This window comes from Methylosinus sp. shoA (assembly GCF_059718125.1).
In genome coordinates, this window is the sequence record NZ_AP046091.1 from 69186 (window position 1) to 82189 (window position 13004).

8 protein-coding genes and 3 pseudogenes are annotated in these 13004 nt (G+C 63.2%); 7 read left to right on the forward strand and 4 right to left on the reverse strand.

Annotation, left to right across the window (positions count from 1 at the left end; translation table 11 throughout):
• Nucleotides 1-8: 8 nt before the first annotated feature.
• Nucleotides 9-311, forward strand: a complete 303-nt coding sequence (locus AC6IW9_RS00385) for a DUF736 domain-containing protein (protein ID WP_476160615.1) — start codon at nt 9-11, stop codon at nt 309-311.
• A 129-nt stretch (nt 312-440) separates the two neighbouring features.
• On the opposite strand, the gene AC6IW9_RS00390 is transcribed toward AC6IW9_RS00385, so the two are convergent.
• Nucleotides 441-710 (reverse strand): recombinase family protein, encoded by a 270-nt coding sequence (locus AC6IW9_RS00390; RefSeq protein ID WP_497767738.1) that lies wholly within the window; start codon nt 708-710, stop codon nt 441-443.
• Between the two features lie 472 nt (nt 711-1182).
• On the opposite strand from AC6IW9_RS00390, the gene AC6IW9_RS00395 reads away from it, so the two are divergent.
• Both AC6IW9_RS00395 and AC6IW9_RS00400 read left to right on the forward strand, forming a co-directional pair.
• A complete protein-coding gene (locus AC6IW9_RS00395; protein ID WP_497767741.1) occupies nt 1183-1434 on the forward strand; it encodes a type II toxin-antitoxin system Phd/YefM family antitoxin in 252 nt (83 codons plus the stop codon).
• A gap of 2 nt (nt 1435-1436) precedes the next feature.
• Nucleotides 1437-1871, forward strand: coding sequence for a type II toxin-antitoxin system VapC family toxin (locus AC6IW9_RS00400; RefSeq protein ID WP_497767744.1), 435 nt, complete (start codon nt 1437-1439; stop codon nt 1869-1871).
• 644 nt (nt 1872-2515) lie between these two features.
• Here the strand turns inward: AC6IW9_RS00400 and AC6IW9_RS00405 are convergent.
• From AC6IW9_RS00405 to AC6IW9_RS00415, 3 genes and pseudogenes are all read right to left on the reverse strand, one after another.
• Nucleotides 2516-4357: pseudogene (locus AC6IW9_RS00405) on the reverse strand (S8 family peptidase); the annotation flags it as partial.
• Nucleotides 4357-5349, reverse strand: a complete 993-nt coding sequence (locus AC6IW9_RS00410) for an AAA family ATPase (RefSeq protein WP_497767748.1) — start codon at nt 5347-5349, stop codon at nt 4357-4359. The pseudogene AC6IW9_RS00405 and the gene AC6IW9_RS00410, both read right to left, overlap by 1 nt.
• A gap of 308 nt (nt 5350-5657) precedes the next feature.
• On the reverse strand, nt 5658-5780 hold the full coding sequence (locus AC6IW9_RS00415) for a hypothetical protein (protein WP_497767751.1): 123 nt from the start codon (nt 5778-5780) through the stop codon (nt 5658-5660).
• Nucleotides 5781-6230: 450 nt separating this feature from the next.
• On the opposite strand from AC6IW9_RS00415, the pseudogene trbB reads away from it, so the two are divergent.
• The 4 genes and pseudogenes from trbB to AC6IW9_RS00435 form a co-directional block, all read left to right on the forward strand.
• Nucleotides 6231-7130 (forward strand): annotated as a pseudogene (gene trbB, locus AC6IW9_RS00420) (P-type conjugative transfer ATPase TrbB); the annotation flags it as partial.
• 10 nt (nt 7131-7140) lie between these two features.
• A pseudogene (locus AC6IW9_RS00425) lies at nt 7141-7329 on the forward strand (IS256 family transposase); the annotation flags it as partial.
• A gap of 167 nt (nt 7330-7496) precedes the next feature.
• The gene (locus AC6IW9_RS00430; protein WP_497772581.1) at nt 7497-11498 is read left to right on the forward strand and encodes a CHAT domain-containing protein; all 4002 of its coding nucleotides are present in this window, start codon (nt 7497-7499) and stop codon (nt 11496-11498) included.
• A complete protein-coding gene (locus AC6IW9_RS00435; RefSeq protein WP_497767754.1) occupies nt 11495-12745 on the forward strand; it encodes an alpha/beta hydrolase in 1251 nt (416 codons plus the stop codon). The genes AC6IW9_RS00430 and AC6IW9_RS00435 overlap by 4 nt, the downstream gene beginning before the upstream one ends.
• The last annotated feature ends 259 nt before the right edge of the window (nt 12746-13004 follow it).

Genomic DNA, 13004 nt, shown 5'->3' on the forward strand with positions numbered 1-13004 from the left:
GCTACATCATGTCCCAGATCGGCTCGTTCACCCGCAGCAACGATGGCGTCTACACCGGCGCGATCAAGACCCTCGCCATCGACGCCAAGGCGCGCCTCGTCCCCAGCGATCCCGCCTCCACCAGCGACAAGGCCCCCGACCTCCGGGTGGTCGTCTCAGGAGTCGAGATCGGCGCCGCATGGCGCCGGACCTCGAAGGAGGGCCGCACCTATCACTCGGTCAAGCTCGACGATCCGTCGTTCACCGCCCCCATCTACGCCAACCTGTTCGAGGGCGAGAACGGCGAATACGCGCTGATCTGGTCGCGCTGATCGGCGCCCGCGACGCCCTGCCACACTGCAGGGCGTCGCGGACTTCGCCCCGTTATTATGCGGAGCGACATCGCCGCCAAAGCCCCGGAAAGCCGCCACTCCCGGCGCCAGACTCCGCATAATCGCGCGCTACGCATAATCTTCCTGGTCACGCGAAATACGATCCAACGCTTCGATCAAAATGACATCGAACGCGCCGTCGCGGGCCGTGTCGAGAAGACGCATCAATCCATCGCGGCCATACATCGAAGCGCCAGAACGCGCTCGATCGTCGTAAACGCCGACGATCTCCAGATCATTGCGTTCGGCGTAGTTTCGGCACACCGCCACTTGGTCTTCGATCGAGCGTTCGTGCTGTAGTTCCGTCGAAAAACGGGCATAGATCGCTGCGCGCTTCATCGGTCTGCCTCCGCAATGAGGTCGCTTCGACCTCTCGGGCCTTCCGATGATCCTCCCGCGCCGCGCTTCGCGCAAGCGCTTGAATGATTTCGACAAGAGAAATTTGAATATCCGAATCGATTTCGACGATTCCAGCTGACCGGCCGGAACCTTTCGGTATTTTCGAACCGTCCTTGTGCGTCTTGGATTTCGACATGGCGACGAAAATCATCGCAACGAAGGTTTCGTGAGGAAAGCAGCCAAAGCGTATAGTCGTGAAATCGGCGGCGGCGTCGTGCAATTAGGATGGGCAATTGTCGTCTCCTGGACCTGCGCTTTCGGAAACACCTACGTAGTTTCCTGACCCGTGGTTCTCCGCCTCGAAATGCGTTCACATCGTCTGTCACAGATCGGCGGCGAACATGTGCGGCCGACGCTTGCTCTTGCCTCTCAGGCAATATATGACTACAGGTAGTCATATTTGGAGAGAGCTATGAAGGAGCTGCAGCTCAAGGACGCCAAGGCCACGCTCTCCGCGGCAGTCGATCGCGCCGTCGCGGGCGAGCCCACCGTGATCACTCGGCACGGCCGTAAGGAGGCGGTGCTCGTCTCCTTCGAGGAATGGGAGCGCCTCGCCAAGGCGCCGAGCTTCGCCGACCTGTTGCTGGCATTCCCCGGCAAGCCGGGAGACCTGCCCGCGCGTCGCCGTAAGCCCGCGCGCGCCCTGCGCGGCGCCTCGCTCTGACCTTGTATCTGCTCGACACTAATATCGTGTCGGCGGATGCGCCGGCCAAGCACCGCGTCGGCCCGGAGGCTTTCGCGGTTTGGGCGCACGAGCGCTCCGAGAGCCTCTATCTCTCGACAGTGACCATCGCCGAGATCGAAGCCGGCATCGCGCGCGCGGTCAGAATCGGTGCCGCAACGAAGGCGGAGCGCCTACGCCGATGGCTCGCGGCATTGGAGCATTTCTACGCCGAGCGTATTTTACCTTTCGGTGTCGACGAAGCCCGCCAGGCGGGAGCGATCCTCGACCGGGCGCGGGCGCATGATCCCGGTTTCGAGGACATCGCCATCGCCGCCACGGCCGCCGTGCGCGGCTTCACCGTCCTCACCGCCAACGAACGCCACTTCGCGCCGCTCGGCGTCCCGTACGTCAATCCGCTGAAGCAATTGCCTCGCTGATAAGATCCTTTCTGACCGATAGCACGCGCAGGAGTGGGTCGGGTATAGATGTCAGTTTCGGGGGTCGTGATCGTAACGATCAGCGCGTAATGCGAGGCCTTGATGTAGCCTTCGAGGTTGGGACGCTTATTCCACCAGCCATAGGTCGGCACTATGGCGATATGGTCGCGGGCCGCCAGATCGGCCGCCTCGCCGCGCCAGATGTTGGAGCGGAGTGAGCCCAAGAATGGCAGCGAAGTGTTGCCCTTGAAGATCCACTCGCCGGTTTCGCCGAAATGGTCGGCATCGTAGTCGTCCTCTCGGGCCGCCTTGTTGATGCGCCGGACGAAGGCCTGAGTGGTTTCGGGCGCTCGTTTGACGGCGAAGCGAAGGCCGTGGGACTGGTAACCGAATTTCGTCGCCCAACCGCGGGCACCCGGGTTCGGCTCTATGTAATAGGACAGTGTGACGCGCATGGTCACAGGCGTATGAAGCAGCCGCTCGAGTTCTTCACGCGGCCAGGGAATGGCGTGAAGCTTCATTTCGCGAGGCTTCACAGCGGCACCGTCCTTATGGAAGGGCGTAATGCTCTCTTGGGCGATGAGGGTCAAGGAATTGTCCGCGCTTGAAAGCAGCTGCCGGACGTTCGGCACGCCGTAGCCGAAACAGCGGACCAAGCCCTCGTAATCGATGAAGCCTTGCGCGTCGGTGAAGCGGGCCAACATGGCCGGCGTCCACTCCGCGGAGTGCACCATGAGGGCGCGCACAGCTTCAGGCGTCAGATCGGGGTATTTGGCCCATAGCATTGCGACAAGATGGGCCGCGATAGCTGTCGCGGCGCTCGTGTCGCCGAATGTCACGAGGGGCTTGTTCGTTCCGAAATCGTGGGCTGTGCTGAGCAACTGCAAGCGATCGTCGATGTAGTCGGGTTCGGCATGATCGGGATGGAGACCCATATTGCCTGCTTCGAGAACGATATCGGGTTTGATCGGCCATCGGGTGCGCTTCCAGGTCATTGAGGTGCAACTGGCCGGCGCAAGATCGCCGACCCGTGCCAATGCCTGCCAGCCGGGATATTTCGTCTGGTCGATGAGGGCCTTATCGGTGTAGCCGCCGACGGTCAGCGCGTTCCAGGCCTGCGCAGGATCGTGAACGCCATCCGTCATATTCGCGTCGGGATAGTGGCGGCGGTCGGCCGTGTTTCCGGCAGAGATCAGCATCAGGCGCCGAACGCCGTCCGTACGGCCTGATGTGAGGTCATCAATGGCAGCAGACCATGAAGACGGCCGGCCGCGATCGCGATCGTCCGTTGCTGTGACGGCCATGCAGTACGCTCTCAGGCGGTTCGGCATCACTTCAACCCTGTTGACGCTTTCGGTCGTCACGGCCCCATAGAGCGTCTTCTCATGGGGATCAGCGGGATTGATGAGTTTGACGGACTCGATACGGTGCGTGAGCGGAAGCGGCCCGTTGCTCGACATCACGTCAATGAGATCGCCGTAGATGGCCAGACCGGCCATCGGCGTGCCGTGGCCGAGTCTTCCCCGGTCGTCGACGCCCCATGCCGGCTTGTATGCGTGCAAGCCGCTGGGATCGGCGACGGGCCTGATCAGCGGATGCTCGTGATTGAGACCAGTATCGAGAAGGCAGACATACGGCGAGTTCTCGGGCGGCGCTAAGAGACGCGCAACCAAATCATCGACCCATGCCTGCTGCTCGACCGACGTCATGGCGGTGAAGAAATCTGCGGTAATCTTGGCGAGACGCAGTTCAGCTACAGCGCCGATCAATTCATTCGAGCGTCCGAGGTCGCGGGCCTTGCCGTAGACGAGAACGATCTTGCGATCGATAAACTCGATGACCTCCTCGCCAACCCGCAATTCGAAGGCGGCAGCATGCTCACGAAACCTCACAAGGTGGTCGATATCATCGGAATGGCGCAGCCAGACTTCCCAGGTCTGATCATCGTCGAGGCCGGGGAATGGTACCGTATCCGTCCAGAGCGCTTCGAGCGCCGCGACGCGGATATCGGAGATGTTCGCGATGAGATCCTCGTTCTTGGGTCTCGTTTGCCCCTCCCTGTTCGGCTTGGTCTCTTCCTCGGCGTAAGCCGTGACCTTCTTAAGGAAGTATTCGAGCATGCCGTCCGGGACAAAGACCGCCGCCTGGGTGAGGCCGTTCGGCTGCGATCGCACGTTGAGCAGTTCGATGCCGCTGCGGGTAACGTCGAAGCTTTCGAATTTCATCTCGAAATCTGGCGCGCTTTCGAACTGCAGCGCGATGCCGTGGCCGCCGTCGACACCGCGCGCCTTTTGCTCCTCGATGCGGGCTTCCGATACCGCGGCGGCCTGCTCGATCTTGCGCTTGAGATCCGCAGCGTGTTGCGCGCGGTTGACCGGCGCCAGGCGGAACTTGCGCGGCACGGAAAGGGGACTGCGGAATGCGGATGGGGTGGCAGTGTTGGGATCGAAGAGATGGGGATGCAGCTGCACGTTGTCGGGCGGCATCAGGTACCTACCTCATGGCCAGATCCCGTGGCCAATCGCTCTCGGATGGCGGCTATGAGATCGGCATGCGTAACGCTCTCGCGCTCGTCAACCAGGACGTCCTTGATGGCGTCTTCGGCCGCGCGCACGATGTCGGCAAAGCTGAGACCGAGAGCAGCCTTGGCGGCATCGGCCCATCTGACTTTCAGCGTCTTGATCGACGAGAGCCTGTTCTTGAGGACAAGCGTGATGCGTTCGACGTCGGGAAGGTCGAACTCGATGATGTCGTCGAAGCGGCGGAAAAGCGCGCGGTCGAGCAGGCGGACGTGATTCGTCGCAGCCACGATGAGGCTGTCGGAATTATCCTGATCCACCATCTGCAGGAAGCTGTTCACCACGCGGCGGATTTCACCGACGTCATTGCCGAGACCCCGCTCCGAACCGATGCTGTCGAATTCGTCGAAGAGATACACACCGCGCGTCTGATTCATGGCGTCGAAGACGAGGCGCAACTTGGCCGACGTCTCGCCCATGAACTTCGTGATGAGGCCGTCGAGGCGGACGACGAAGAGTGGCAAGCCGAGCTCGCCCGCGAGCGCCGACGCTGTCATCGTCTTCCCTGTGCCCGGAGGTCCTACCAAGAGCGCCTTGCGGCGGGGCGAGAGACCGCGTGCGCGGATGTTTCGGACGGCCTTGTGCTCACGAATGACGCGCCCGAGGCGCTTTTCAAGCGCCTTACCAAGAATCATGTCGGAGAGCTTGGTCTCTGGGTACGAGACGGTCAAGAAATCAGCCAGCTCACCACGAGGACGAGCGAGCGGAATCGGCCCTCTACGATCGATGGCACTGCGGCTCTTGCCTTTATCGATGAGGTTCCGCAGCTCTTCCGCGAGCTTGCCATGACCGGCGCGCGCCTCCGTCGCCGCGATCTGCATCGCGACGGCAAAGAACTGGGGCTCGTCGCCTTCAGCATGGGAGGCGAGGAGAGCCTTGAGCTGGTCGGCGGTTGGCACGCGCTATCCCCAATCTTGATGCCATCTTATACGGGGGCTCCCCCCAAAGCATGGTTAATTGTAGCGTGCGGCCTAGCTTCGCACGAGAAATTTTCCTGAATTGGTTCTGCACGCGGACAAGCGGCCACGAACGGCGACCAGAATGTCCATAATTTCACGAGGCCATCGTTCGAATTTCAGATAGTCAGAGGTTCACTTTCATCCTCCTCCCGCGGTGGTTGCTTCCGATGGCCTGATTCCGCGTCACAGCGAAACCCGCCTCGGGCAAGCCCCAAAGGATACGCTCATCGTCTTTCGGCCGGGCCGCGTCAGAGCGGCAAGACGATACCGGCGGAGGCCATCGCAAGCGACGACTGCGTTAGTCTGACGCTCGACAATACGACGGCGCTCGCCGCCGCCCGCGCGGATTCGATCCGCTTCGTGCGCAGCATGGATCGTGCCATGATCGACCTGGCACCACGCGCTCCAGACCTGCTTCTGACGACCAGGGAAAGTGTCGAGCCGACCATCGGACCGGCACCTCCTACTGACCGGCTCCGCAAACCTGATCACTGCCGAACGCATCGAGATGAAGCGCGTTCGCCGCGCCTCCAGCGGGAACGATTTCGCCGGCGACGCAATGGGAAATCGATTCGTTCATTGTTCGACATTCTTGCTTCAATCCGCAAGCTCGAATTATTGGCGCTTATAGCTCACCTCGCCGTTCCCCTGTCTTTGCGCGCCAGAGCCCTACGCCTCCGTCGAGCTTGTTGCCAATAAGCGTATTCCGCCTTTCTTAATCGACCCCGCCCTCGAACCGCTCGCATGCGATTCGAGCGAACCCAGGGGCGAAGGTGACGATTCATTCCCACAATGCTGAAGCGATTTCACACGGCGCGCGCATGTTGCGCACCGCGCTGGAGCCTCAGATCGCCAGCTGGCTCGACGATGAGGGCGTCGTCGAAATCATGCTCAATCCCGACGGGCGTCTCTGGCTCGATCGGCTGACGAGTGGGCTGGAGGACGCCGGCGCGACGCTGCCGTCTGAGGATGGCGACCGGATCATCCGGCTCGTCGCGCATCATGTCGGCGCCGAGGTCCATCCGGAGGCGCCGCGGGTCTCTGCGGAGTTGCCGGAAACAGGAGAGCGCTTCGAGGGTCTGCTGCCCCCGGTCGTCGCCGCGCCCGCCTTCGCCATTCGCAAGCCGGCGGTCGCCGTGTTCATGCTCGACGATTACGTTGCCGCTGAAGTCATGGCGCCGGAGCACGCCGCGACGCTGCGCGCCGCCGTCGTCGGCCGGATGAATATCCTGGTTGCGGGCGGCACGTCCACCGGCAAGACGACGCTGGTCAATGCGCTGCTCGCGGAGATCGCCAAGACCACCGACCGCGTCGTGCTGATCGAGGACACGCGCGAGTTGCAGTGCGCCGCCCCCAATCTCGTGGCCCTGCGCACCAAGGATGGCGTCGCCTCGCTTTCGGACCTCGTGCGCTCTTCCCTGCGCCTGCGTCCCGACCGCATTCCGATCGGCGAGGTCCGGGGACCGGAAGCGCTCGACCTGCTCAAGGCCTGGGGAACCGGCCATCCCGGCGGGATCGGAACGATCCACGCCGGATCGGCTCTCGGCGCGCTGCGCCGGCTCGAGCAGCTCATCCAGGAAGCGGTCGTCACCGTGCCGCGCGCGCTGATCGCCGAGACAATCCAGATCGTCGCCGTGCTCGCCGGCCGCGGTTCCGAACGAAAGCTGATCGAACTCGCCGCCGTCAAAGGGCTGAATAAACGCGGTGAATACGCCCTCGCCGATCTCACGCGCATCAAATTCGGAGAGCGGAAGGCGCGTGGTCTCGGCGCTGATCGCCACCGCCTTCGCGCAGGAGGACGAAGGCGCCGCCAAGACGCAATGGCGCAAGGTCGCCGATCAACTGCGGCCGACGCTCCCGAAGCTCGCCGGTTTCATGGACGACGCCGAATGCGACGTGCTCGCCTATGCGAGCTTTCCCAAGTGTTAGTATCAGCGAAGAATCGATTTTGCCGCTATCGCCTTGACGCAGATGGCTCAGCCGCTCACATTCGAAGAACTCGCATCTTTGTGAACGAGGCGAATTTTCCCGCATCGGAGCCGCTGTCCCCGGACGGAGCCCCGGCGCCATGGCGTCCGAGCCTTGACATGAATGTCGATTTTCAGCTCACTGTCGTTCCCGCCGGGCGTTCGATCGCCGATCTCACATTGAAGGATGGCTTCCAACGGCATATCGGCCGCCGCGAAGTCGACTTCGATAGCGAATCTCTGCGCAACCATTTCGACCGGCTGTTCGACACGCGCGCCTGGCTCGCCCGCCATTGCGACGGAAAAGACGAGCAGGCGCGACAGCTCGCCGAGATCGGCGCCGTGATCGCGGAGCATATCTTCGGCCCCGAACTATTCGCGGCGCTGTGGACGCCGCAGTCGCCTCGTGTGTTAAAAATCCTTTTCGCTGGAGCGGAGCGGGCCGGCGATCTCGCCGCGGCGCTCGCGCGCATGCCCTGGGAGATCGCCCGGCCTTCCCCCGCCGCGCGGAGCCTCGCAGAGCGCAGCCTACGGCTGTGCATCGACGACGAAGCGGACGTCGGCCAGCCGGACGAGGCGCTCCCGCTCGCTCTGGAGGGGCCACTGCGCGTGCTGATCGTCTTCGCCGCGGCGCGCGCCTCGCGACCCCTCGCCGCCCGGCGCGAGCGTCGGGAGCTGGCGCGTCTCTTCGAGACCAAAATCTACCCCGAACGCAATGTCACCGTCGATTTCCTCACCCATGGCGTCACCCGTGAGCGTCTCGTCGAGCAGACGCAGAGCCGCGGCGGCTATCACATTCTGCATTGGAGCAGCCACGGCCATCAGAATCTGCTCGAGCTGGTGAAGGAAGATGGTGGGCTCGACCGAATCGAAGGCGGGGAGCTTCTCGCTCTGCTGCGCGAGGCGGGCGGCTATCTGCCGCGTCTCGCCGTGCTCAGCGCGTGCCATTCCGGCGCGCGGGCGCCGACCGATATGGAGAGCCTGTTGCAGGCGGCGCGCGCCGGCGATCCGCTCGAGAAGGAGACGCCGCAAGGGCCGGACGCGCTCGCCCACAAGCCCGGCTTCACCGGCACGGCGCAGGCGCTGCGGGCCGGCGGCGTGCCGAGCGTCCTCGCCATGCGCTTCGCCGTCTCGGACGAATATGCACGCGATCTCGCCGTCGCCTTCTATGACGCGCTGCTTGCCGACGCCTCCCCGAAGAATGCCGCCGAGGCACTCGCCCAGGCGCAGCGCGAGTTGTCGCGCCCGTGGCGGGACGTCTACGGCCCCTGCGATCATGCGACGCCCGTTCTCTTGGGCGTGGCCGATCCGGGCCTCGCGCCGCCGGCGGGCGAGAATGCGGAATATGATCCCGCCGGCAATCGGCGTCACGGCGTCGACGAATTGGACGCCGCCAGGACGCATCCGCATTTCGTCGGCCGGGTCTGGGAGCTGGCCGGGCTCGAGCGCGAATTCTTCGGCATTTCGAAGGATGCGGCGATCAAGCCGGTCGCCGTCGTCGCCGGCATAGGCGGGATGGGCAAGACGGCGCTCGCGGCCGAGGCGCTCGACCTCTGGGGCGCGCGCTTCCGCCATGTGCTGATCTATCAGGCCAAGCCCAACGAGCTGAAATTCGAGGACTGGCTGATCAAGATCGATCAGCGCCTGCGCGATGTCTCCGAGGCCTATGCCGAGCGCATGCGAAAACATCCGCTGGAGGCCATCTATCGCCGCCCGAGCGAGGAGTTCATGGGCGAGCGCCGCGTGGCGCGGCTCGTCGAAAATCTGATCGCCGCGCTGAGGCGCGAAGCCATTCTGATCGTGCTCGACAATTTCGAGACCAATCTCGTGGAGGGCGTGGGCGCGTCCGCATTGAAGTGCAAGGACGCCACCTTCGACAATTGCCTCGCGCGGCTCGCGGAGGCGCTCATCGGCTCGCGCTCGCGCGTGCTGATCACCTGCCGGCGTCCGCTCGCCGCGATCGAGAAGACGGCGCATCTCGTCCGACTCGGGCCGCTGCCGCCGGCCGAGGCGGTTCTGTTCCTCGGCGATCACGAGCAATTGCGGCGGCTCGCGCGCGGCGGCGAGGCCGAGCGCAGCCTCGCGACGCGCATATTGAACGCGAGCCGCTTTCATCCGCTGCTGATGGACCGGCTCGCCCGCCTCGCCGCGCCCGGCCTCGAGACGCAGCTCGAGCAGGCGCTGACGACGCTGGAGCAGCGCGAGGATTTCGCCGCTTTGCCGGAGCTGTTCGCCGGCAAGGGCGGCGACGCCGAGGAGATCGCCTATCTCGAGGACGCGCTCGCCCTCTCCATCGACCGCGCGATCGCCGAGGTCGGCGTGGACGCGCGACGCCTGCTGTGGATCATCTCGCTCGCCAATGAGCCTGTCGACTTTGGGCTACTGGCGGGGGTGTGGAGCGGGGAGAGCCTTGAGACGGAGCAGCTGAGGCTGCTGAAAGCGACGCTCGCCGATCTGGAGACAATGACGGCGGAACAGCAAGAATCGGCTCGCCAACTGCCGCAAGAGCTGGTGGCGAAACTCGACGCCCTGCCGCCGCCTCTGGTGCAACTCGACCCGCGGCCATTATTGTATGTAATGGAAAAGATCGGGCTCGTTGATATAGCAAGCGAAGGTCTGGACGGTGAAAATTTAGATATTTCTTGCCACGAGCTGGTGCGAGAACGCATTCTCCACTGGATGAGTAAAAATGCAACGGACAAGGGCGAGCTGAATGAAGCCGCCGTCCGTCTTGCTTATGCCGAGCGGCTCATCGTACATTTTCTAGCGATGCGAATGGACAATCAGGCTCTCGCGCTGAATGCCGGCGTCAAAGCATTCGTTTATGTCACGCAAGCACGGGCCTACGAGCGTTTAAGCGAATTTGCGAGCTTAGTCGTAATCAGAAGTAAAGACAACAACACTCGCGAACGTCTATTCCCACATTTGCAGGCCGCAGCGAACGCTGAGTTGGAGGGGCCGGCTCGCTGGAGTTGCCTCGCGTACCTTGCTGACGCGCTCCGTAAGGCGCACCGTTACGATGAAAGCCTGCCGCTCTACGAGGAAGCGGCTCTCTCGGCGCAATTCGCCGCTGCCGACGGCGGAGACACCGCGTTCCGAGCTCAAGGGGACTTAGCTTGGATTCTCGGCAATTGGGGGATCGCTCTTCGAAGAGCTGGGGACCTTGTCGGCGCACGAGAGCGTCTGCTTCAGAGCTCCGAGGCGTTAGAGCGATCCGGCCGGTCGTTCGCCGATGTCGTTGGAGTTGAGTTGGAGATATTGCGTATCGAAATCATTCAAGGGCACGCAGAATCAACCCTGCCACAGATCGACGATCTCCTGAGGAAAATTGTAGCGCAATGGAATGCGAACGCGAAGTCTCCGCCTACTCATGATCGCGACCTTCTCGCCCACGCCTTGATTGGCGCGCTCGACATCGCTGCCGACGCATTTCGTGCACTCAGGCGATGGAAAGCAGCACTCCGCTATATCGAGGCCATTATCGACATCAAACGACAACTGGCGCGACCAAAGGAGGATATCGCCCTCAATCGAGTGAGTCGCGCGGATATGCTATCGGAGCTGAATCGCTACAGCGAGGCCAAAGCAGAACTAGAGGCATGCCTCGACCTTTTGAACAACGATCCCTATGCAAAGTCCGCAGCGTTAGGGGCGCTTGCAAACATTTACAATGAACTCGGTGACCGAGGTGAGGCCATCGTACAGGAGCGTCGCTCCTTGGCATTGGCAGACACATTACCAGTACCGAGAGACAGGGCCGCGTCACATCATAATTTAGGAAATTACCTATCAAGTTCTGGTGGCAAGGAGAATTTTGCGGAAGGCGCCCGCCATAGCGTCGCAGCCGTGGCTTATCGCCTCGTAGCCGACTTGCGGCAGGACGTACAGACGAATTTCCGCAATTACATGCGCGTCTTCTACAAGGCCGCATCGACCGGCGAGGACCCCGCGATCCCGCGCCTCTCCGCCCTGCTCGACGATCCCGCCTTCCACGCCTTGCGCGAATGGCTTGCGGCGCGCCAAGTCGATCTCGACGATCTGCAATCTAAAATCGACCAATTTCTCGACGCCGCCCGCCAATCCGCCCAGCAAGCCCTTTCGCAGGAGCCGCCCACGCCATGACCGACACGCCTTCTCTCGACTCTCTCCTCGCCGCCCTCGAGGCCGCCGTACGCGACCAGGATCGCGCCCGCGCGATCAAGCTCGAGCGCGTCATCGCGCAGCATCTCGAGGCGGACGCCGCCGATCGCGAGGCGCAGGAGCGGCGGCTGCGCGCGCTGATGGAACAGCTCGAGGCGCCGCCGCCTCTCGTCCTCGAGCCTTTCAGCGAGCTGAAGACGCTGAACCCTTTCACGCTCGAACGCGGCGCGGCGCCCGCCGCCGAGCAGGGCGTCGATTATCCGGTCTGGTTCGCCACCAATCGCAAGCCGGAGGGCCAGAACTTCGGCGGCGAGCGCAGCGAGACCGTGACCCATGGCCGCGTCCTCGTGCATGTTCCGAAGGCGCATCGCTTCGGCGAGACCGGCTCGTCCTGGTGGACGCGGCTCTGGCGCGGCGACGACCGGCTGCGCGTCAAGGAGATCGCGGCAGCGGCGCTCGATGTCTTCTACGACGGCCTGCGCCAGGCGCTCGCGGAAGCGCGCGAGGACGGCGCGCCGCAGGCGCTCGTCTTCCTGCACGGCTACAATGTCTCCTTCGCCGACGCCGCCATTCGCACCGCGCAGATCGGCTGCGATCTCAAGGTTCCGGGCCCTGTCGCCTTCTTCAGCTGGCCCTCGCGCGCCTCCGCCTCCGCCTATCCCGCCGACGAGGCCAGCATAGAGGCGAGCGAGCGGCATATCGCCGACTTCCTCGTCGACTTCGCCGCGAGATGCCGGCTCGACGATGCGGCGCCGCGCCTGCATCTCATCGCGCACAGCATGGGCAATCGCGGCCTGCTGCGCGCGCTGCAACGCATCGCGTCGGATGCGCAGACGCGCGGAAAGGTGAAGTTCGACCAGATCATCCTCGCGGCGCCGGATGTCGACCGCGACCTCTTCCTCGATCTCGCCGCCCTCTATCGCCAGCACGCCGAGCGCGTCACGCTCTATGCTTCGGGCGCCGATCTTCCGGTGCATCTCTCCTCGAGGCTGCACGACGCGCCCCGCGCCGGCTATTTCAAGCCCTACACGGTCGCCGAAGGCGTGGACACGATCGCCGTGCCGGACTTCGACGTCGACCTGCTCGGCCATTCCTATTTCGCTCAGGCCGAAGCCCTGCTGCACGACATCTACGATCTTCTCCGCCTCGCCGATCCGCATCCGAAACATCGGCAGAGGATCGTCGCGGCGACCGAGGATGGCGTGAGCTTCTGGGCGCTGCAACGATAGGCGGGGCGGCGGGAATGCTATGGCACCGGCAGAGCGTGGCCGAGCGGACGTCGTTACAATTCAAGAAGGCTCGGCACGCTAAGGTGGCACTCCAGAAAATGCATCACGCGGACAATGCCAGATCCAATGAAAAGATCGTCGTCTTGTCAGGTCGGGGGGATCGGCGGAAACGGGCCTCCGCCACCAATCCAACAATAAATCAATAAAACCAATATATTGCATGAACTCGCGTAGTCGATTTCCACAGCGAGCCGCTACC

Bases quoted from the DNA above. Each gene is read 5' to 3' on its own strand.
- AC6IW9_RS00385 (WP_476160615.1), top strand. From the start codon at position 9: ATGTCCCAGATCGGCTCGTTCACCCGCAGCAACGATGGCGTCTACACC.
- AC6IW9_RS00390 (WP_497767738.1), bottom strand. From the start codon at position 710: ATGAAGCGCGCAGCGATCTATGCCCGTTTTTCGACGGAACTACAGCAC.
- AC6IW9_RS00395 (WP_497767741.1), top strand. From the start codon at position 1,183: ATGAAGGAGCTGCAGCTCAAGGACGCCAAGGCCACGCTCTCCGCGGCA.
- AC6IW9_RS00415 (WP_497767751.1), bottom strand. From the start codon at position 5,780: ATGCTGCGCACGAAGCGGATCGAATCCGCGCGGGCGGCGGCGAGCGCC.
- AC6IW9_RS00430 (WP_497772581.1), top strand. From the start codon at position 7,497: ATGAATGTCGATTTTCAGCTCACTGTCGTTCCCGCCGGGCGTTCGATC.
- AC6IW9_RS00435 (WP_497767754.1), top strand. From the start codon at position 11,495: ATGACCGACACGCCTTCTCTCGACTCTCTCCTCGCCGCCCTCGAGGCC.